Here is a 21,391-nt window from a genome sequence, read left to right on the forward strand (position 1 = left end):
AAGGCACAAGAGGGGGAATCGGCTCGTTCGAGAGTTTATCGGACACCGGCTGCGGTGTCGGCTTTTTGGGGAAAACACCCGATCTATTTCGGGCACTGTCAGTGCGTCATTTATTGCGCCTGGTCACGAGGCCGAGGCTGTCGTCGTAGCGGACGCGTTCGGTGCCCAGGTCCGCCCGTCCCTCAGGCCCAAGGACCAGGGCGGGGAAGTATCGCAGCCAGGGGTCGTCCGTCCATCCGTCCAGGGGGCGCAGTTCCTCGGCTGCCTTGGTCAGACGGGCGGGCAGGCGTGTGAGTCCGCCCAGCACGGCCTCCCGGACGTCCTCACTGGCCTCGCCGTGCACACCGATCCACTCACCGGTCAGCGCGGTATAGCCCCTGCCGTTGTGGCGGACGATCAGGACCTCGACGGTGGGCGGACCGTCGCGGACCACGGCTTCGAGGTCCTTCTCCTCCCGAGCGCCGGCGCTCTTATAGTGCAGGCCCTGCAGTGTGGGAGCGGCCCACTGGCCAGGGTCGGCGCGTGTGAGAAGGAAGTGTTCCGCAGCTGCGCTGCGGTTGCGTTCGGTGACGGCCCACTCGGCGCCCGAAGCGCGCTCGTCTTCCTGGAGCTTGGGTGGGCAGACGGGTTCCCCGTCGTAGCCGCGTGCCACCAGAGTGGGGATCTGATCGGGCAGGGTCCAGCCGTCCGGTGACTGGTTGACCAGGGCTGCGCTGCGCAGAAGCAGGTACCGGCTGTAGATGTGTTCGGAGGCGGCACGCATCTGGGGCTTGTACTCATCGGGCACGGTGCCGGTGATCAGCACGCGCGGGAGGCGGAAGTGCTCAGGCCGAGCGGTACCGGTGTGGCGGTGCAGCCGACCAATGCGCTGCAGCAGCAGGTCGATGGGGGCCAGGTCGGTGACCAGCAGGTCCGCGTCGACGTCGAACGACTGCTCGGCCACCTGCGTGGCCACCACGATCATCCGCTCGCGGTGTTTGGCGCCTGGTCCCATCCGGCGCACGCACTCGGCCGTCCTCTCTGCGCGGTGGGCGGCGCAGAGCCTGCCGTGGAGCAGGTGGACCTGGCCGGGGTAGCGGGTGTGCAGCTGCTCGAAGACCCGCTGGGCGCGGTCGACCTCGTTGAGGATGACCAGGACGACTCCGCCCTCGGCTGTTTCCTGGACGATGCGCTCGGCGATCGGCTCGCCCTCATCGGACACGTCCGGGAGCCACTCAAGTCGGACCGTGCTCGCCTCGCGCCAGCTCACCGTGCTCTGTGCCCTCATGACCGGCCGTCCCTGTTCGACGTGGCCGGTGGTCACGGACGGGTAGCCCTCAGGATCTGGGACGGGGCCGATGTCGTAGGTGTCCGCGGCGCTCAGGGCTCCTTGGAGGTAGGCCTGAACCAGCGATGTGCGCTGGGCCGGCGGAAGGGTCGCCGAGAGCAGGATGACGGGGACTCCCGCTTGGCCGAGCCATCGCAGGGCTTCGGTGAGGAAGCAGCTCATGTAGACGTCGGCGGCGTGCACTTCGTCGAGGATGACGACCTTGCCGGCCAGACCCGCGAATCGGAGCATGACGTGGCGGGTGCGTGTGGCCGCGTAGAGGAGCTGGTCGATGGTGCCGACTCCGAAGGGCGTGAGCAGACCCCTGTTGCGGCCCAGGAACCACAGGGCGGGCCCGAAGCGCTCGGCTTCCGCGTGCGTCGAGAGGCCGAAGGGGTCGTCCATGCCGAACTCGTCGCAGTCCACACCGGTGTAGTCGGCATCAGGAGAGCCGTCGGCCGGATCCCATAGTTCGCGCCAGTGGGGGTTGAACATCTTCTTGCCGTGCAGCAGGGCCACCTGGGCTTCCAGCTCCGAGTCGAAGCCGGCCACCCACGAGCGCATCTGGGAGTAGATCGGATCACTGGTGGCCTGGGTGGGCATGCCCATGAACACCCCGTCGCAGCCGAACCGCGCTGCCTTGATCTCGGCGGCGGCGAAGGCTCCCTTGCTCTTCCCTTCGCCCATGGGAGCTTCGACGACCACAATGCCGGGCTCGGCCATGTCGCGGACAGCGTCCACGAGCATCTTCTGGAAGGGCCGGGAAGGGTCGCCGAATCGAGCGGCCACCAGGTCCTCGAGGTCGGGCACCTGGAGGGCACCCCATCCACCGCGCAGACGCAGGTCCTCAACGGCCTTCTCAGCCCGGGTACGCGCCTGGACCAGGCTGACCTGCGAGATGTGCTCGATGCCGGGGAAGTGCTGATGGTTGCTGGCGATCCAGTCCGCCATGATGATCAGCCCGGACAACGCCATCTGCTCGGCCCTGGAGGGCGCCTGCACGGGCTGGGGAGCGGGGATGTCTTGGTAGCCCACGGCGCGGGTCACCACGGCGACCAGCGCGTGCTGAACCTGCGGCCATCCTGGGAGCTTGGCGCCCTGGTGGTCGTCCCTCGCCTGGGAGGAGCGCAGAACCTGGCTCTTGGAGGGAAAGGCGCCGTGGTGACCGGCGACGAGGGGCCAGACCCAGTCGATGTGTTCGGTGCCCTCCCAGTGCTGCTTGAGGACGGTGAGCAGGAGGTGGCCGCCGGCCTTGTCGTGTCGCCAGCGGTTGTTGCTCAACCGCCGGTCTCTCCAGGTCAGGCCGACCGCCCGGACCCGTGCGGCTCCTTCTGCGTCGAGTGCCTGGAATGCGGGGGTGGCCTTGCCGCAGTCGTGCATGGCGCACAGCCACATGAAGAACCTTTTGCCCTGACCGCCGGAAATGCGGCCTAGGAGGCTCCGTGTCCTGGGTGCTAGGTAGTGTTCCCAGAGCTGCTCGGCCACGGCCGCGCTGTCGAGTAGGTGACTCAACAGGAGGTTGATTTTTCCGCCGCCGTTTTTGCGCGATTTGCCCCAGAGTGCGCCGAGGTGGGACTGGGTTTCCTTACTGAGGCCGAGCTCGCGGAAGATGGTTTCCACCGGCGGGTCTGGCTGTTGTCGACGAACGCACATCAGACTGGTGTTCTCCTTGGGCAGGAATGGGGGTTCTGACGGCGGGACCGCACTGTGGCACACGGCTACGACAATCCGGCGCGCACTGCGAAGCTGCGGTGGAGTGTTACTCTGCCCAACCTCGAAAGGGTTCGCAACCGAATGAAAACGACACCATCGGGCCCTAAAAGCGCAGGTCATCAAGGCTCGTCCCCGCACCCGCGGGGGTAGCCCGAGCGCAGCGAGCAAGACATGCGCCTGGAACGCCTCGTCCCCGCACCCGCGGGGGTAGCCCTGACGGGCTCGAGCAGGAAGGCGGGCACGACCCTCGTCCCCGCACCCGCGGGGGTAGCCCCCGGGCGGGGGCTTTTTTGTGCCCTGACCCCCGCTCGTCCCCGCACCCGCGGGGGTAGCCCCCGACTGCATCTGAGCGACTCAGGACTGAGGACCTCGTCCCCGCACCCGCGGGGGTAGCCCCCGCCGCCTCCTGTGGAAGCTCTCCAGCGAGAACTCGTCCCCGCACCCGCGGGGGTAGCCCCCTCACCAACCGAGTTCGCAAGGTTTAGGGGTCCTCGTCCCCGCACCCGCGGGGGTAGCCCGGTGTGGGACATCTGGCAGCGCAACCAGTGGGACCTCGTCCCCGCACCCGCGGGGGTAGCCCCCACGCCATACGGGTGCACCGGGGTGAAACGGTCTCGTCCCCGCACCCGCGGGGGTAGCCCCGGCTCCTACCAGGTCGAGCTGATCCTGCGCTCCTCGTCCCCGCACCCGCGGGGGTAGCCCCTTCGCGCCGTGGCGCAGGGCACCTGTCGAGATCTCGTCCCCGCACCCGCGGGGGTAGCCCCGCCTGAGTGAGCACATCGACCGGGTAGGTGTTCTCGTCCCCGCACCCGCGGGGGTAGCCCCCAGCGCCGCATCAGGCTCCGCATGCAGTGGAACTCGTCCCCGCACCCGCGGGGGTAGCCCGGCGGGGGCACTTTGGGGCTAGTTGTAGGTGATCTCGTCCCCGCACCCGCGGGGGTAGCCCGCGACCTCCCACGCCTCAATCTCGTCGGTGAGACTCGTCCCCGCACCCGCGGGGGTAGCCCGTCGAGCGCCAGGCCCTCGATGACCTCGGACAGCTCGTCCCCGCACCCGCGGGGGTAGCCCCTTGCATTGGCCCTGGCCAACACCAAACCAGGACTCGTCCCCGCACCCGCGGGGGTAGCCCAGCAGGGACGAGTCCAGCGAGGACACGTTCGCGCTCGTCCCCGCACCCGCGGGGGTAGCCCGCCGCCCGCAGCCTCGCCATCTGCGAGGCCATCCTCGTCCCCGCACCCGCGGGGGTAGCCCTCGTCTTCGCTGCTGACGAAGGACAACACTCATCTCGTCCCCGCACCCGCGGGGGTAGCCCGGTGCCCGCCGTGATTGCCACCCGCGACGCGCACTCGTCCCCGCACCCGCGGGGGTAGCCCGCGGGGCCCCCAGTCCTCCTCGACCTGGCGGGCCTCGTCCCCGCACCCGCGGGGGTAGCCCCTTGAGTTCCGGGTCGTCGACGAGGTTGCCGACCTCGTCCCCGCACCCGCGGGGGTAGCCCGTGCGGGATGGCCTCTACGCAGTCGTGCAGGTACTCGTCCCCGCACCCGCGGGGGTAGCCCGTTCCGACCCGCGCGTCCGGTGCGGCCGACCGGGCTCGTCCCCGCACCCGCGGGGGTAGCCCCGTGGGCGTGCCCGAGGAACTGCTGCTCCACCGCTCGTCCCCGCACCCGCGGGGGTAGCCCCGTGGGCGTGCCCGAGGAACTGCTGCTCCACCGCTCGTCCCCGCACCCGCGGGGGTAGCCCCCGGTCAATGATCCGATCGCCGAGGGTGCGCAGCTCGTCCCCGCACCCGCGGGGGTAGCCCTGGCCACGGGAACAGGTGACGAGACGGCGGGGCCTCGTCCCCGCACCCGCGGGGGTAGCCCCCGTATCCGTACGTGGCGGCAACCGTGCGGGCGCTCGTCCCCGCACCCGCGGGGGTAGCCCGTACAAGACCACGAACTTCTTCGGCCAGGAGGTCTCGTCCCCGCACCCGCGGGGGTAGCCCGGCGGCCGTACCCAGGGCCGCCTGTGCGGCGCGCTCGTCCCCGCACCCGCGGGGGTAGCCCGCGGTCGCGTCGTTGGCGTCGCTCGTCGACCAGCTCGTCCCCGCACCCGCGGGGGTAGCCCCGCGGACCTGCCGGTGCTGGACTGGACCGTCAGCCTCGTCCCCGCACCCGCGGGGGTAGCCCCTTCCTCCAGGAGCTCCACGAGCTCACCCCAGACTCGTCCCCGCACCCGCGGGGGTAGCCCCACGATCGCGGTCGTGGACACCCCGCAGGCGGACTCGTCCCCGCACCCGCGGGGGTAGCCCGGTGCCGGCCTTTTTCGCACCCCCCCACACACCCTCGTCCCCGCACCCGCGGGGGTAGCCCTCGCCTTTGCGATGATCTGGTCTCGAATGTCCGCTCGTCCCCGCACCCGCGGGGGTAGCCCCCCGCTCCGCTGCGGCCACCAGCTCCTCACGCGCTCGTCCCCGCACCCGCGGGGGTAGCCCGCGGTCGGACTGGTCACCCCCCGCATCAGCCCGCTCGTCCCCGCACCCGCAGGGGTAGCCCCCGGCCACCCGGTGCCCGTCCGACGTCCGCCCCCTCGTCCCCGCACCCGCGGGGGTAGCCCGCCGAGCGCGTTCACGGCGGTGTCTCCGTGGATCTCGTCCCCGCACCCGCGGGGGTAGCCCGCCCTCCGGTGCGTCCTGGGTGGTGGGGTCGAACTCGTCCCCGCGCCCGCGGGGATAGTCCGCGCGGGTGTGGCTCACCGCGGCCCTCCCTGGTCTCATCCCCGCACCCGCGGGGATAGTCCTCGGCCGGAGGCCCGTAGTGGTGACCAGGCTTGTCCCCGCACCTGCGGGGATAGTCCGGACGTGTTCGACCTCGACGCCGTAGAGAAGGACTCCGTCCCCGTGCCTGCAGGGGTAGTCCGGGGTGGTTCTCCAACCCGGGGGATACCACCGATCCGTCCCCGCGCCTGCGGGGGTAGTCCAGGGCCCCGCCAGCCCCTGACTGCCCGCTCCCTTTCGTCCCCACGCCTGCGGGGGTAGCCCCCCGAGGATCCAGCCGATCGGCCCGGCGCCGAGCTCGTGTCAACGACGTTCGAAAAGTGACCCCCTCACGACGCCTGAAGGTTGACCCCTCCTTTCGCGTGTGAACTGCTAACGAGTGGTCCCGGCCGATGGCGGAACCCGACCCAGATCCCGGTCCTTCAACCGATAGCTGTCACCCTTGAGCGGAACCACCTCCGCGTGGTGCACCAGGCGGTCGATCATCGCCGCTGCCACCGTGTCGTCCCCGAACACCTCGCCCCACCGACCGAACGCCTTGTTCGACGTCACGATCAACGACGCCCGCTCATAGCGGTTCGAGACCAGCTGGAAGAACAGGTTGGCCGCCTCCGGCTCGAACGGGATGTAGCCGACCTCGTCCACCACCAGCAGCGGATACCGACCCAACCGGACCAGCTCCGCCTCCAACCTCCCGGCCGCATGAGCATCAGCCAACCGGTTCACCCACTGCGCCGCGGTCGCGAACGCGACCCGGTGCCCGGCCTGGCAGGCCCGGATCCCCAACCCGATCGCCAGGTGCGTCTTGCCCGTCCCCGGCGGGCCCAGGGGTAGCCCCTCATGAGGCCTGACGGCCGCCGGTCCGGAAGCTCGTCCCCGCACCTGCGGGGGTAGCCCTGCATTCAAATGGTCCAGGAGCCTGACCAGCGACTCGTCCCCGCACCCGCAGGGGTAGCCCGGAGCGCTGGAAGGCCAACGTCGGCGGACTGGGCTCGTCCCCACACCCGCGGGGGTAGCCCAGAGAGCGACCCCATCCAAGCTTCGTGTATCTGCTCGTCCCTGCACCCGCGGGGGTAGTCCGGCCAAGGGCACCGCGTGGGAGTCCGCCGTCCGCTCGTCCCCGCGCCTGCGAGGGTAGTCCCAGGAACCGGCGGTTGATGACCTTAGGGACCGCTTCGTCCCCGCACCCGCGGGGGCAGTCCTAGGTCCCCGGGCAGACCAGCCTCCTGGAGTAGCTCGTCCCCGTGCCCGCGGGGGTAGTCCGATCTGGGACCCGCCCACCGACCCTGCCGAGGCCTCGTCCCCGTGTCCGCAGGGGTGGTCCCAGCTGGGCCCACAGAAGGTTGACCGCGTCCTGCTCGTCCCCGCACCCGCGAGGGTAGTCCGTCGGTTTCGATCGTCTGGACGTTCACCCCACCCTCTTCCCCGCGCCCGCAGGGGTAGGTCGGAGAGGTCGTCGCAGTGCCCGGGGAGACCAAGCTCGTCCCCGCACCCGCGGGGGTAGCCCGCACCGCACGGCCCTGTGGGCGGACGGCGAGGCCTCGTCCCAGGGCCACGTCCACGTCCCGCCGGGTGTTTTCCTCGTCCCTGTACCCGCGGGGGTAGCCGGCAGGCCCAGATGTCGGAGAGCGAATGCGAGATCTCGTCCCCGCGCCTGCGGGAATAGTCCCGGGTTCGTGGTGCCGTAGTCGACGCCCACGGACTCGTCCCCGCGCCTGCGGGGGTAGTCCCCACGCGATGGCTTGGACTGCAGATCAGGTCATCTCGTCCCCGCACCCGCAGGGGTAATCCGCCGATCCCTCCGCACATCCTGGGTCGGCCTGACTCCCCGCACCCGCAGGGGTAGTCCCCCGTTGGTGGCGTCCTCGGCCTGCACAAACAGCTCGTCCCCGCGCCTGCGGGGGTAGCCCGCGGTGGGACGCCTACCGCGCCGAGCGCGCCTGTTTGCCCCCGCACCCGCCGGGGTGATCCCGGGCGCGCGGATCCTGGAGATCGGCACCGCCTCGTCCCCGCTCCTGCGGGAGTAGTCCCCGGCCGCCGCCCCACCCAGAGAAGGGCACTACCTTGTACCCGCACCACGGGGGTAATCCCGCCGACGGCATGTCCACGCCGATGGACCGGCTCTCGTCCCCGCGCCTGCGGGGGTAGTCCCCGCCCCGACACCTGACCTCCGTGCCCACCCGGCTCGTCCCCGCGCCTGCGGGGGTAGTCCGGTGACACACTGTGACGATTTTGGCGGAGTACACTCCTCCCCGCGCCTGCGGGGGTAGTCCGCATCGCGCTCGGCCGCGGGTCCCGCTCCGGCGCTCGTCCCCGCGCCTGCGGGGGTAGTCCGTCGCGGGTGTGCTTGGAGAAGCTCAACCTGATCTCGTCCCCGCGCCTGCGGGGGTAGCCCACGGCGCGCTCACCCATCGTGAGGGCATCCAGCACCTCGTCCCCGCGCCTGCGGGGGTAGTCCGCATCGCGCTCGGCCGCGGGTCCCGCTCCGGCGCTCGTCCCCGCGCCTGCGGGGGTAGTCCGTCGCGGGTGTGCTTGGAGAAGCTCAACCTGATCTCGTCCCCGCGCCTGCGGGGGTAGTCCGATGGCCGACGCGGTGGCGTCCAGGATCTTCCGCTCGTCCCCGCGCCTGCGGGGGTAGTCCTGGGCTGCTCTGGACGGTTTGCGTAGATTACGACTCGTCCCCGCGCCTGCGGGGGTAGTCCGTCGTCCACGTCGGTGTCCTCCTGGTGGTCGACCTCGTCCCCGCACCCGCGGGGGTAGTCCCCTGTGGCAGCGCAACATGTTCGCCGTCCGAGCCTCGTCCCCGCACCCGCGGGGGGTAGTCCACCGTGACTGAGGTGGGTGAGGGCGCCGTCCCCCTCGTCCCCGCACCCGCGGGGGTAGCCCGTGAGCGGCGATGCGATCGAGGTCGTCCACGGTCTCGTCCCCGCACCCGCGGGGGTAGCCCGCTGCTGGACGGCAAGGATGCCGCGGTTCGCGCCTCGTCCCCGCACCCCCGCGGGGATAGTCGCCACCTCGGCGTGATCATGACGCACGTGCGCCCCTCGTCCCCGCACGCGCGGAGGTAGTCCGGCACTTGCGCTGTGCACCATCGTCTGGGCGGCCTCGTCCCCCCACCCGCGGGGTTAGTCTGCTCGCGTCCTACGCCCCCGGGGACACCCTCGCCTCGTCCCCGCGCCTGCGGGGGTAGTCCGGTGATGGCGCCCCGGTTGCGTACGCCGGACTTCTCGTCGCCGCACCCGCACGGGGGCAGCCCGCAGGCCCAGATATCGGAGAGCGAATGCGAGATCTTGTCCCCGCGCCTGCGGGGATAGTCCGTTGCCGGAGTACCTGTGGGAGGGCGAGACCGTCTCGTCCCCGCGCCTGCGAGGGTAGAACCGGCGGTTGATGACCTTAGGACCGCCTCGTCCCCGCACACGCGGGGGTAGTCCGAGCAGCTACTCGACGCCGCAGTCTCAGAACTGCTCGTCCCCGCACCCGCAGGGGTAGCCCGAGGTCAGGAAGGGTGTGGAGAGGAGAAGCAAACTCGTTCCCGCGCCTGCAGGGGTAGTCCGCCGCCATACGTGCAGATCGCGGACCACTACTGCTCGTCCTCGCACCTGCGGGGGTGGTCCGCTCGCCGTGTACTCCGTCCTTGCACTGGCGCGCTCGTCCCCGCGCCTGTGAGGGTAGTCCCGGTAAGGGTTCGTGCATCGATGCCCGCGAGTTCTCGTCCGCGCACCCGTGGGGGTAGACGTTGAATCCGAGGCTGGTCTCGCCCGCGCACTCGCGGGGGGGCATCACCCTCGTCCCCACACCCGCGGAGGTAGACCGTACCTCAGCATGATGGCCGACAGATGAACCGTTCTCTGCCAGGGACAATGACCGCGAAGCAGCAGCGATAAGCACCAGCACGGCCGCCAAAGCCGAAAAGGGCGAGCAGGGACCGAGTGAGGGTTATCCCGGGCGGGTGGCGGACATGAAGCGGGCGGAGTAGTAGGGGCCGTTGACCGGCTCGACGCGGATGTTCTTGCCGGTGCTCGGGGCGTTGACCATCTTGCCGTCGCCGACGTACATGGTGACGTGGGCAGGCGGGGCACCGGGACCGCCGGTGTCGTAGAAAAGCAGGTCTCCGGGGGCCAGCGCGTCCAAGGTGACGGAGGTTCCGAAGTTGACCTGGTCGGTGGTTACGCGCGGGATGGAGACTCCGGCGGCTTCCCAGGCCTTCATGGTCAGGCCGGAGCAGTCGAAGCCGTGCGGGCCGGTGCCGCCCCAGACGTAGGGCTTGCCGACCTGGGCCAGGCCCCACTCAGCGGCGGTTCTCCCCCGCTCGCTGGCATCGGCGGGCACCTGGTGTGCGGTGGGATCGTCGAGGTTCATAGCGGTGTACTCGTCGATGTGGGACAGGACGTTGTCGACGTAGGTGTCCCAGGGGTTGTAGCGGTACAGAGCTTCGCGGAGCTGCGCGCGGTCAGTGAAGTCGACGGTGTTCTGCGGGTGGCTGGTGCACAGCTCCACGGTGGTGGCAGCGGTGGCGTCGTAGACGTTGTGCGGGTCCGCCTCCCCGTCGTCATTGCCGTCGACGCCGCGGTCGGCCCACCAGGCGGGCAGGAGCTGGGTGACGCCGACGGCGGCGTCGTAGGTGGTGTCGCTGTCCCAGCGGCCGTCGTCGGTGTCGTGGTGCGGGGTCCAGTTGTTGCCGACGCCCGTCCCGTTCAGGAGCGGGCCGATGATCGGCGGGGTGGTGTCGCCGTTGGCGGCGATCGTGTGGCCGGCGGCGTGGTCGGACTCCTCACGACCGATTCCGGCGAGGATGGCCCAGGTCATGCCGGTGCAGCCGGGGTGGAGTTCCTCCAGGCGGGCTGCTGCGGTGACGTAGGCGTCCATGAGTACGTCGGGGATGCCGGCGATCCTCCCTGGGGCGGTCTCGGACTGGCGTTGGCGCTCCTGGCTGCCGATGCCCACCGAGCCGATCATCGGCACGAGTACCAGGAGCGCGATGGCGCCGCCGAGGGCGAGTTTGAGCACGGTCAGGTGAGCTCGATCATCGAGCGCAAGGTGCAGGCGGGATCTCCTGCTCGGCGCCAGATGGGACGTGCCGGCCCCGGGTAAGTGAGTTGGTCGAGGGTGGTCACGTGAACGGGCACCCATCCGCCGCCGACATCGAGCACGCGGCACAGGTTGGTGAGCCGCTTCGGGCCGGTGACGATGAACAGCACCGGGGAACGGAGTTGGGTCTCCTCGGCGAGGTTGCGGTAGCGGCTGATCTTCGCCGCGACGCGGGCCAGCGGTTCAGTCCCGGTGTCGTATTCGACGAAGGCGTCCACGTCGGTGTCATTCTGCCGCCAGCGCAGGTAGGCGTCCGGGCGGACGTGCCGGCCCCAGTTCGTCTGGCATCGGGCCTGTGGCCACCAGCGCTGCAAGCTGGCGCTTTGGGTGGCGCGGGCGTTGGTCGCGAAGGCCACGTAGGACTGCGCGAGTCCGATGGTGTGGGGCAACTGGCTGGAGATGCGCATGCGCCGCTGCGCGTCGGGCCGGTAGCCGATCTGTTGGGGTGTGAGGCCCTGTCGTCCGGCGAGTATGCGCGCCCCTTCGAGGGCGAGTGTCCAGTGGTAGGGGGCGTTCCAGTGGCCTTGCCGGGGCACGAACCGGTCCACTGTGTCTCGCTCAGCGAGTTTGAGAAGTCGGCGCTGCGCGGCTCGTGAGTAGGTCCCGTTGAAGAACAGCTCTCCGATCTGCGGAGTGGTCAGGACCCGGTGGGTGTGCAGGGCCCGGAGGATGCGGGTGTCGCGGTCGGTGAGTGCGATCGTGGCCGTCATCGTGTCCCCTCCTGACGCGGGTCCGTCATCCGAGTACGGGTCGGTGGTGGGGAGAAGCGGCGGGCGGCCTTACGAACCTGACGGGCTCGGCCCTTGACGGGGTCGGGCAGGGGCAGGGTTCGCATGGTCGCGGCCGGGAGTTCGGCAGCGCCGTGGATGGTGCGGACCGCGGCCTGGTAGGGGCCGAGGTGGGACAGGTCGTGGGCGTTCAGGTGCGGGAGCGTGTGCTGGGCGAGTATCGCGGCGTCGGCGGGTGAGGTGGTGAAGAAGATCTTCGTGCGGGTGTTGGTGGCCACGGCTGTGCGTGTGGCCGGTGGGAGCTGGCCCAGGTCCTGGTGGGCGAGGACCATGGCCGCGCGGTAGCCCCGGGCTTCGGCGAGCATGTCGGCGACCGAGCCGGGCAGTTGCAGGAAGTTAGCGGCTTCGTCGAGGTAGACGGCGGTGTCCGGGCGTCGGTCTTCGGGAACGGCTGCGCGAGCGGTGATGGCGTTCCAGGCGGCGGACAGCACGAGCGTGCCGATGAGCGCGGAGGTGTCCTCGCCCAGGTGGCCCTTGGGCAGGCGCACGAGGGCCAGGCCGCCATGGTCGAGCAGGGCGGGCAGGTTCACAGTGGAGGCGCCGGAGGCCAGAACGGCCGCTGCCCAGGGCCGCAGCAGGATGGCGCGGAGCTTGTTGAGCAGTGGGTCGGTGGCGGCGGCGCGCATCTGCGGGGACTGTCGTTCGTACCAGCGCCAGAAGTCGGCCAGGGCCCCGTTCATCCTCGCCGCGGACAGAATCCGAGTACGCCAGGCGTCGTCCGCGAGCAGGCGCGGGATGTGCCCGATGGTCAGGCCGGGGTCCTTCGCGCGGGCGAGGGTGAGGGTGCTCGCTCGGAGGATGTCCTCGGTGCGCGGTCCCCAGGAGTCGGCGTAGATCCGGTGCAGGATGCCGGTGACGGTGTCAGCTGCGTGATCGGGGCTGCCGAGTTGGAGGACGTTGATGCGCGGTGGCGGGGTGGAGTCGGCCGGGTCGAAGACGACGGTGCGGCCGATGGCGCGTTTGGGCAGGCGGTCGAGGACGTCCAGGACGAGGTCGCCGCGGGGTTCGATGACCAGGGCGCTGCGTCCGGCTTCGGCGTCCTGGCAGATCATCCGGGCCAGGAGCGTGGATTTGCCGGAGCCGGTCTTGCCGATGATGTGAGTGTGCTGGCGGGCGTCGGCGATGCCGTGGGCGATGGGGCGCCGTGGTCCGGCGTCGGCTTCGCCGATGACACGGACTCTTCCGGAGCGAGGCACGTCTGGGCTGGGAGCGACGCGGCGGGCGCCGGCGCGGGTGAGCCCGGGGACGGCCGGGTCGGTGGGCAGGTGGGCGATGGCAGCGAGTTCGGTGGTGCTGAGCAGGTAGCCGCGGGCCAGGTAGCGGCGGTTCGTCCACAGGTTGGGGAAGGGCATCCAGCGTCGGCGCAGGGAGTTGAGGCCGGAGGTGTAGGCGGCCAGGGTCGCGGCGACGGACCGGCTCCGTCCGCGCAGGCGCTGCCTGGCCTGGACGCTGGCGTGTTCGGTGGTGAGTAGGACGCTGACCTGGCAGGCCAGGCGCGGTGAGGACGCTTTGGTGAGGATCGCGCGGACGTCGTCGGTGATGCCCGGCAGCACGGTCGTTCGAGACCCGGTGTGTCGCGTGAGTGGGTCGGGGACGAGCGGAGTGTGCAGGCCGCGCAGGCGTGCGGCGGTATCGCGGACACGGGCGGCTCGGCGTGCGGGTGCGGGGCGTGCACAGACACGAACCACAGCGTGCTGTCCCGGTGAGAGGTCGGAGAGCTCCCCGAAGAGGTTGCGCAGGGGGTCGTCGGTGAACTTGGTGCGCAGCGGGTAGTGGTCGCCTCGGGCCATGCCCATCCACCGGCCGAAGGTGTGCGCTCCGTGCGGGATGGCGCTCGTGGTGGGGACCCGGTGGGTGGTGGCGCCTGGCCAGTCGGCGGCCACGGCACGCTCGACCGCCCCGACGTTGACGGCGCCGGGGATCCACAGCTGGATGCGCGCTCCACGCTCAGATGCCACATACTCCCAGGCCAGGTGCGGTGCGAGGAGGCGGTGTGTCCAGCGTGGCCGCAGGAGCCCGAGCACGGTGGTCCAGAAGGCCTGGGCGTGGTCGATGGTCGTGGTGGGCGGTGCGTGGATCTCCAGAGTGTGGGCGCCCTTGGCCAGGTAGGTATGGCGGATCCAGCGCAGGGCGAACACGGAGGCGATCCACAGCAGCAGGGCGAATCCAGTGATGGTGGCCAGGAGCATCAGGTTGACGGTGATCACTGGTGGTTCTCCATTCGCGCGAGTTCGGCGGGGTCGGTGGTGATGAGCCGGTGTTCGACGGGTGAGGCGATGGCGCGGAAGACGGCGCGGTGCTGCCCGGCAGCCAGGAGGGCGCTGCCGCGTTCGGTGGTGGCGACGATCTGGCGTTCTCCGTGGGAGAGGTGGAAGGACTCGCAGACGGCGTCGAGGTTCTGCGGGGCCTGGCGAAGCAGGATCTGGGTGGCGGCGTTAGCGGCGACGGCTCGGCCGAGGTCGGTGGCGAGCAGGTCGGCGACGTCCTGGGTGATGAGAGTGAGTCCGGCCCAGTGGCGTCGGGCGTTCTTGGCGAGCTGGAACAGGTACCGGGCGCCGACGGGATCGCGGAGCAGCGTCCAGCCCTCATCGATGGTGATGAGCCGAGGCCGCCGAGGGCCGGGAGCGCTGACCTGGCGCCACAGGGCGTCCAGGATCAGCAGGAGACCGACGGTCTTGAGCTGCTCGGGCAGGTGGTGCAGGGACACGACGGTCAGGTGGCCGGTGAGGCGGGCGGTGCTGGGGCCGTCGAAGAGGCCGCGGTGGGATCCATCGGTGAAGGGCGCGAGTTTGTCGGCAAGGCCGGTCCCGGCGCTGGCGTGGTCGACTTCGCCAGCAACTGCGCGAAGGCGCGTGACCAGGTCCGCCAGGACCGGGGGTGTCCGGTCCCAGGTGGCTGGGTCCTGAGTGATGCCGCGTTCGGCGTAGGCGGCCAGGACGGCGCGGTCCAGGGCGGCGCTCTCGGACGCGTGCAGGGAGCCGACCATGGCGGCCACCAGGGTGTGCAGGAACAGCACCCGTTGGGAGAAGGCCTGTTCGCCGGTGGCGGGCAGGTCGAAGGGGTTGAGACGCCCCTGTTCCAGTCCGAGGCGTACGCGGTTGCCCGCGACGACGTCGGCCAGCCGACCGTATTCGTCGGTGGGGTCGATGACGCTGACCTGGACCCCCGCGTACAGGGACCGCAGCAGTTCGAGCTTGGCCAGGTAGGACTTCCCAGCCCCGCTGCGGGCCAGGATGATCGCGTTGGAGTTGTCCAGCCCGCCGTGGAACCGGTCCCAGACCACCATCCCGCCGGAGTGCGCGTTCTCCCCGTACACGACGGCGGTCGCGCCGGAATCGGCTGTCAGGTCCGCTCCGGCGAAGGGCATGAGGGCGGCGATGGCTTCGGTGTCCACGGTGCGAGTCATGCGCAGGGCATCGGTGCCCAGGGGCAGGGTGGAGCGCCATCCCTCCCAAGGGCGGTAGGTGGCCGGGGACAGGTCCATGAGGATCGATCCGGCCAGGGCCGCCAGGTGGTGCACGTCGGCGGCCAACTGCTCGATGGTGGGGGCGTGCACGGTGATGTACACGGCCAGGCGGAAGAGTCGGCTCTCCCCCATCGCGACGCGTTCGGCCAGGTCGGCGGCGTCCTGAGTTGCAGCGGTGCGCTGCGGGTCCTCCAGACGGCCGTGGGCGGCGTCGCTGCGCCAAGCCGATTCCAGCCGGGCGCGGCGTCGGCGCAGGCGGTGCGCGGCCACTGGGCCCGGAACGGGCACGATGTGGAAGGCGATGTCGGCGTGCCCGGGGTAGTTGAGCAGCGCGTCCGCCCATCCGGCGCGCGCATCGTGCGGGTAGCCGGTCACGATCATGGTCTGGGTGAGCTGGCCGTCGATGTCCAGGTGGCGCGGGTGCAGGCGGATGTCCGGCGGGTGCGTCATCGTCGTTCCTCCCTGGCCGTGGTGGTGGCGTTCGGTTGGAGGGAGTCCCGGATGATGCGTTCGGCGGTGGGGCCGTCGCAGACTCGGGCGCGGATGTCGAGCGCCCCGAGGTGGGTGGCGGTGTCCTGGGCTCGGCGCAACAGCGCGTCTGCGGCCGTGCCCGGGGAACCGGGGGCGGTCAGCACGAGGAGCACCTGGTGGTGGATCAGGTCGTAGTTGTGCTGAAGGTCGTCCAGGAACGCGGCGTGGGAGCGGGCCGCCCGCTGAAGCGGGGTCGGCAGGTCGCCGATACCGGAGCGCAGCCGGTCCACATGCGGGGTCAGGTCCATCCGGCGGCGCTGGATGAGGATCTGGGTAGGTGCGTTGAGTGCGTCGAGGAAGCCCGCGAACGTGGCCAGGGCCTGGTCCTGTTCCTCTCCGGAGAACAGGTGGAACGGGACGCTGGTACAGGCCAGGACGAGGGCGGAGTGTCCTCCCGCGTCGACGATGCCGTGCTCATTCACGACGGGGACGGGCGGGTGTCGGCGCCGAGGTGTGGCCTTCCAGCGCGCGGCCAGCCAAGCCATCTGGTCGAGGCCGATGCCGTCCTTGCGGCCGCAGGCGAGCACCCAGGCCAGGGCGATAAGCACGAGCGCGATCACACCCAGGAGCCAGGTGGGCACCCGTCCGAGGAGCAGGGACAGCAGTGCCCATCCGGTGAGCATGGCCGGGGTGATGACCAGAAGCTGGCGGGCAGTCAGGTTCCACAGGATGGGCTCGGGTCGGTCGATGTCGGCGGGGATGCGTGCGTGCCAGGTGGACACGTCCTGATCCATGGGCGGGACCCCTTCCTTCGGTGGCCGGCTCAGCGCCGTGGTCGGTGCCACGGCCAGCGACGAGTGACGGGCATTCGATGTGTCCCGGTCCTGTGCCTGCGTTGTGGCCACGCAATGGCGCGCCGCTGCGGTGGGATCGGGCTGCGTCGCGGTGGCGTCGAAGCGGCGTGGGACGCGGTCCAACGGGGGCGGCGCCCCACGTGGGTGCCGCTCGAATCCTGGGCCGCCGCTCCCCCGTATCCGCCGAACCTCCGCCGTGCTTCCTGGCCAGCGGCCCGCCACGGCATGGGGTAGGCGTGGCTGGGTGAGGGCGGAGTCGATTGCCCATGGGCACGTCCTGGCCGGCGGTGCAGTCCAGGCCCTGCGGCCCGCCCTGATGCAGGGCGAGTCGGTGTCGAGTGCCTCGCGCTCGTCTCTGGCCCCTCCGGGTGCCCGGGCAGCGGCGATCCCTGGCCTGCCGCTCCGTTCGCCGCGGGCTGCGGTCGCGCCATGGACGACGTGGTCGCGCGGTGCACACCTGATGCGGTCTGTGTGCTGAAACGCCAGGTACGCACGCGCCGAGGGAGAACCGCCCGAGGCGCGGTGGTGCTCCTACCCATGTGGCGCCCGGCCCGTAGCAGCGCCCCGGTCCTGCCGCCCACACCGCCGGCGGCGGCCCCTGCTGCGGCCGTCCCGCCGGTGGCAGCGGTCGCGGCACTCATCACCAGGGCCCATGTCAGGGTCTTGGCGAGGCTGGCGGCGGGCGAGCGGCCCGCTCCTGGCGACGACCGCACGGCCCGGAAAGCCCAGAACGGAATGCGGATCTGTACGTAGACCAGGACCAGGAGTAGGAAAAGGTCGAAGAGGTTGGCCTCACCATGGATGATCTGGTGGGCGCCGAAGAACACCTCCGCGTCGCCTTCGAAGAACAACCGCATCAGCGCCACAAAGGCCACCGCTTGGGCGATCGGAACCAGGCACACCGCGGCCAGGGCACGCCACCACATCTGCGCGAGCCCGTTGGTCTGCGGGAGCGCGTGGAACATGAGGAGGAACGGCCCGCCCACCATCAGCAGGATGACGATGACGACGCGGACGATCTCGACGATCACCCACACCACCAGCAGGACGACGAACAGCACCAGAAACAGCACGACGGCGGTGGCCTCCTCCCCCAGGAACGGGGTCGCGCTGTTAGCCAGGTGACGGGAGGCCGTCTGTGTATCGATGCCGTCGCTGTTGATCGCCTGAGCGATCTCGGTGGAAACCTCGGCCGCCAGACCCACCACGGCCAGCGACACGTTGGAGGCCACGAACCCCACCGCCAGGCGGGGCAGGATCTCCCGCGCCCCGTACTGCGCCTGCAGGCTGTGGTGGGTCATGACCACGAATCCCGCCGCAATGATGAGCAGGATGTACAGGGCGTTGGCCGTGGTGACCGAGCCCTGCCATATCCCGGTCACTCCGTCGGTGGGACCAGGCGTGGCGAAGAGTCTTCCGGCGATCCAGCCGAAGAGCGGTTCGAGGATGCCCAGGACCAGGCTGTGGAACCAGTGAGTGATGTGGCAGGAGACCTCCAGGACTCCGCAGTTGAAGACGTCGGCGTACTCCTCCTCCAGCCCGACGCTCTCGCCCCCGTCACCCGCGCCCGGCGCGCCACTACTGTCGGGATCCCTCGGCAGCGTCCTCATGGCGGACCCTCGAACTCGCCGAGAAAGTCCAGGGCGTAGAGGATCGCCTGTCCCGCGATCGCGATGCCGTAGCCGATCGCCGCGCTCTGGAAGCCCCGCTTGGCCTTGTCGATCTCCCCAGGCTCGCCACCGGCCATCATCCAGCGCAGACCCGCCACGACGATGAACAGCGTCGCCACCGACACGGCGAGCGCCTGGCCCAGGCGGGTGAGCCGACGGATGACGTCCTTCAACTGGTAGGCGAAGAAGTGCGCGTCACCGAGGTCGGCCCACGCCGGAGCCGCGGCAATCACCACGAGCGCCAAGACCGCTCCCAGGACACAGCCACCCGTCCGCCACGCTCGCCCAGTTGGTCGTTTCTTGTGCGGCCGTGCCATCGCGCCCCCTCTGGAACCGTCCTCACTTGGGAAGAAAGCCAGAGGGGTCGCGGAATTGGACAGCGGGCCAGTCGTTCTCGCGATCGGCTCCGCGCTGGTCACGCCACGGAGAGCGTCAGTGCACGGGCTGAGACCCGGCGCGAGCGGACCGCGTCGGCCAACCGGCGTTCGGCGCGCGAGCGGCGTTTGGCCATGCGCCAGTACGCCTCGCCGCGTTCCCGGGCCAGGCTGGTCAAGGAGACGCCCTCCAGCCTCGTTCGACCGATCACGTCTGCCTCCTCCGGGCTGATGACTCCCTGGTGGACGGCGGCCTGGAGCACCATGTCCGGGTTGCCGGTCGGTGTGAGGACTGTGGTACGCAGGTCGGCCACGGGCACCGGTTGGGCCAGCGCCTCCTTGCGGGCTCGAAGCCCGGAGCGGTGGGCACGGCAGCGCAGCGTCCACGCCAGTCGGTGCCAGTCGGTATCGGCCTGCCTGAGCGCGGCGACGAACCCGGCCAGGATCTCCTCCTCCACCTCCTCGGCGGCGCGCGGGTCCAGCCCCTTGCACAGGTCCTTCGCCGAGGCCTTCAACGCGGGCATGGCCAATCCCAGGGCTGCCACCATCCACTCCTCGCGGTCCCGGGCATCGACGATCAGGCGACGCCAGACCCGGTCGCGCACTTCCCGCGCCATCGACTCCCCCAGCAGTGCGCCGCGCAGCTCGAGCAGAGTCGTGGGGCGGTCGTCAACGAACGGTGCGAGCAGCGCGACGAAGTCGCTGATGTCCAGGTCCAGCTTCAGGAACTCGCGCTCGGCGTTCTTCAGTGGTCCGTTCCGCATGGTGGCTCTGCCCTTCGTCGGTCGGTGATGACCCGACACACGAAAAGGGGCCCGGCTGACGCTGGGCGTGCGCACATCTGGCGGTCAGCGGACGCACCGCGTGCGGTGGGCGAACGAGGGTCTGACCGGACGCGCACCGGGGCGAGAACCGACCGATCGGACCGGGGAAAGAGCGGCCAAGCCCCAGGCAGCTTTCAGAACCGCTGACATACCTACTGACCTGCGATGACACACCTGAATCCCTGGCTGACCGGCGGAGACTGTCAGCTGACAGAGCCGATAGGCGATTGGTGTTGGCCAAACCTTGACCAGGTTTCTCGGCGAAGGTGCCCCCCAACGCCGAAGGGCGGCCCCTGACGGAGCCGCACCTGGTGTGGGCTGTCAGCGGTCGGTGCCCACGATCCGGTCGTAGCCGCGCCGCGCCCACAACGCCGCGGCCGAACGCCCGTAGCGGCGCAGCATCTGCGGGGAGACCCAGCCGTTGAGCTCCATCAGGTCACCCTCCGCCCCACCGTTGTCGAGCCAGATGGCGAGAAGTGGTGGCGGAACCGGTGCAGGGAGATCCACGGGCCGGTCGCCGCACCAGTGCGAGGCACGCTAGCGCAGGTAGCGGTCCAGCGCCCGAGCGGTCTCCGAGGCGAACTTCACCGACCGGCACTCATTGGCCTTGCCGGTCACCTTGGCCTCTCATTCTCATCCGATGGCCGCAGGTTCAAACCCTACCGGGTGCGTCACAAAACCCCAGGTCAGACAGGATTCGCGACCTGGCCTCAGAGGACTCGCCGCACTGATGGGCCCAGGGTGGGACCGAGATGGGACCAGACCCCTGTTCACACCCCGTCCCCACCCGTACCGACGGGCCCTCCCATAGTCCCGCAGCACCAGCCAAGCGGGCCGCTCGACCGCCTACCGGAATGCCTCCAGCGACACAATGCCGACCGAACCCAACACCCCCTCGACGGCTACCCGGTTCTCATGAGTGACGGGAGGCAATCCCAGCACCCGAGTCTGGAAACTAGGTCGCAGGGCCGCGCTATGAATCCCAAGGTGTTGACCTAACTCCCGGTGGTGTCAATTCGTTGAAGCAACACCCTCGTCCTGGGCCGGTCCTTCGAGCAGGAGCTGCTGCATCTTCTCCTGCGGCGTGTGGAACCCCAAACACGCTCGGGGCCGGTTGTTGAGTTCCTCGGCGATCGCGGTCAGGTACGGCTGGTGCTGCGGGATCTCCGTCCCCTTGGGCAGATATTCGCGGATCAGCCGGTTGGTGTTCTCGTTGGTGGGCCGCTGCCAGGGGCTGCGCGGGTCGGCGAAGAACACCGGCAGGTCGGTGGCCGTGGTCAGGGCCGCGTGCTGGCCCATCTCGGTGCCCTGGTCCCAGGTCAGCGACTTGCGTACCAGCCCGGGCAGCCCCGACACGTGGTCGATCAGCACGTCGGCGACGTGGTCGGCCTTCTTGCCCCCGGGCAGGGCCAGGACCACGCAGAACCGGGTCTGGCGGTCCACCAGCGTGATCGCGGCCGTCTGGCCCTCCCTGCCGATCACGAGGTCCCCTTCCCAGTGCCCGGGGACCCGGCGGCCCTGCGCCTCGGCGGGGCGCTCGCGGATCGACCGCATCCCGACGATCCGCCCGCCCGACAGGCCGTTCTTCCTGCGGGGGCGGCGGGCAGTGCGCGCCGAGGGGAGCATGACGCCCAGCCGGGCGAGCTCGCCCTTGGGCAGCGCGTAGATCCACGTATAGACCGCTTCGTGCGAGACGCGTTCGCCGCCGGCGGGGATGGAGCCTTCCATGGGCTCCACACTGGCGTCCTCGGCTTCCAGCTTCAACCGGCCCGCGATCTGGCGGGGTGTGCGGCCCCGGCCCAGGTCGGCCAGGACCCGCTCTCGCAGCACCGGTTCGGTGTCCAGGCGGCGCTGTTGGGGGCGGGAGCGGCGTTTGCGGGCGCGCTGGTCGGCGGTGGTGGCGCGGTAGCCGCGTTTGCTGGTGTTGCGGCGGATCTCCCGGCTGACCACGGAGGGTTTCCGGTCCAGGGCGCGGGCGATCTGGCGGACTCCCTCGCCCCGCCCGTGGCGGATCGCGATCTCCTCACGGTCCTGGAGCGTCAACGGCCGTCGCGTCGTCACACAGCACCCCTTCTGACCTCG

At 70.4% G+C, this 21,391-nt stretch carries 10 protein-coding genes, 1 pseudogene and 2 CRISPR repeat arrays; all 11 genes and pseudogenes read right to left on the reverse strand.

Annotated features, from left to right (window positions below; all coding sequences use genetic code 11):
• Positions 1-106: 106 nt before the first annotated feature.
• Positions 107-3,139, reverse strand: coding sequence for a CRISPR-associated helicase Cas3' (gene cas3 / locus DFP74_RS08115; protein WP_370013357.1), 3,033 nt, complete (start codon positions 3,137-3,139; stop codon positions 107-109).
• 5 nt (positions 3,140-3,144) lie between these two features.
• Positions 3,145-6,038: a CRISPR direct-repeat array (repeat unit 28 nt; unit sequence CTCGTCCCCGCACCCGCGGGGGTAGCCC).
• A gap of 108 nt (positions 6,039-6,146) precedes the next feature.
• Positions 6,147-6,602, reverse strand: a pseudogene (gene istB, locus DFP74_RS08120) (IS21-like element helper ATPase IstB); the annotation flags it as partial.
• A 1,174-nt stretch (positions 6,603-7,776) separates the two neighbouring features.
• A CRISPR array of direct repeats spans positions 7,777-9,028; the repeat unit is 28 nt; unit sequence CTCGTCCCCGCGCCTGCGGGGGTAGTCC.
• A 682-nt stretch (positions 9,029-9,710) separates the two neighbouring features.
• Complete coding sequence (locus DFP74_RS08125) at positions 9,711-10,781, reverse strand: C40 family peptidase (RefSeq protein WP_233570867.1); 1,071 nt, start codon at positions 10,779-10,781, stop codon at positions 9,711-9,713.
• A gap of 2 nt (positions 10,782-10,783) precedes the next feature.
• Positions 10,784-11,572 (reverse strand): replication-relaxation family protein, encoded by a 789-nt coding sequence (locus DFP74_RS08130; RefSeq protein ID WP_121181131.1) that lies wholly within the window; start codon positions 11,570-11,572, stop codon positions 10,784-10,786.
• A complete protein-coding gene (locus tag DFP74_RS08135) occupies positions 11,569-13,857 on the reverse strand; it encodes a type IV secretory system conjugative DNA transfer family protein (protein WP_121181132.1) in 2,289 nt (762 codons plus the stop codon). Before DFP74_RS08135 ends, DFP74_RS08130 begins: the two co-directional genes overlap by 4 nt.
• Entirely contained in the window at positions 13,854-15,566 is a 1,713-nt protein-coding gene (locus DFP74_RS08140; RefSeq protein WP_121181133.1) for a VirB4 family type IV secretion system protein, read from the reverse strand. Before DFP74_RS08140 ends, DFP74_RS08135 begins: the two co-directional genes overlap by 4 nt.
• Complete coding sequence (locus tag DFP74_RS08145) at positions 15,563-16,381, reverse strand: PrgI family protein (RefSeq protein WP_121181134.1); 819 nt, start codon at positions 16,379-16,381, stop codon at positions 15,563-15,565. Before DFP74_RS08145 ends, DFP74_RS08140 begins: the two co-directional genes overlap by 4 nt.
• A gap of 29 nt (positions 16,382-16,410) precedes the next feature.
• Positions 16,411-18,051, reverse strand: a complete 1,641-nt coding sequence (locus DFP74_RS08150) for a hypothetical protein (RefSeq protein WP_121181135.1) — start codon at positions 18,049-18,051, stop codon at positions 16,411-16,413.
• Positions 18,048-18,347 (reverse strand): pilin, encoded by a 300-nt coding sequence (locus DFP74_RS08155; RefSeq protein ID WP_233571318.1) that lies wholly within the window; start codon positions 18,345-18,347, stop codon positions 18,048-18,050. Before DFP74_RS08155 ends, DFP74_RS08150 begins: the two co-directional genes overlap by 4 nt.
• 179 nt (positions 18,348-18,526) lie before the next feature.
• Entirely contained in the window at positions 18,527-19,249 is a 723-nt protein-coding gene (locus DFP74_RS08160) for a hypothetical protein (RefSeq protein ID WP_121181137.1), read from the reverse strand.
• Between the two features lie 1,071 nt (positions 19,250-20,320).
• On the reverse strand, positions 20,321-21,370 hold the full coding sequence (locus DFP74_RS08175; RefSeq protein WP_199725549.1) for an IS30 family transposase: 1,050 nt from the start codon (positions 21,368-21,370) through the stop codon (positions 20,321-20,323).
• Positions 21,371-21,391: the final 21 nt, after the last annotated feature.

The sequence above is a fragment of the Nocardiopsis sp. Huas11 genome (assembly GCF_003634495.1).
In the GTDB taxonomy this organism is placed as follows: domain Bacteria; phylum Actinomycetota; class Actinomycetes; order Streptosporangiales; family Streptosporangiaceae; genus Nocardiopsis.

What these genes read in the sequence shown, in the direction of transcription:
- cas3 (WP_370013357.1), bottom strand. Translation starts at nt 3,139, where the DNA reads ATGACCTGCGCTTTTAGGGCCCGATGGTGTCGTTTTCATTCGGTTGCG.
- DFP74_RS08130 (WP_121181131.1), bottom strand. Translation starts at nt 11,572, where the DNA reads ATGACGGCCACGATCGCACTCACCGACCGCGACACCCGCATCCTCCGG.
- DFP74_RS08140 (WP_121181133.1), bottom strand. Translation starts at nt 15,566, where the DNA reads ATGACGCACCCGCCGGACATCCGCCTGCACCCGCGCCACCTGGACATC.
- DFP74_RS08145 (WP_121181134.1), bottom strand. Translation starts at nt 16,381, where the DNA reads ATGGATCAGGACGTGTCCACCTGGCACGCACGCATCCCCGCCGACATC.
- DFP74_RS08150 (WP_121181135.1), bottom strand. Translation starts at nt 18,051, where the DNA reads ATGAGGACGCTGCCGAGGGATCCCGACAGTAGTGGCGCGCCGGGCGCG.
- DFP74_RS08160 (WP_121181137.1), bottom strand. Translation starts at nt 19,249, where the DNA reads ATGCGGAACGGACCACTGAAGAACGCCGAGCGCGAGTTCCTGAAGCTG.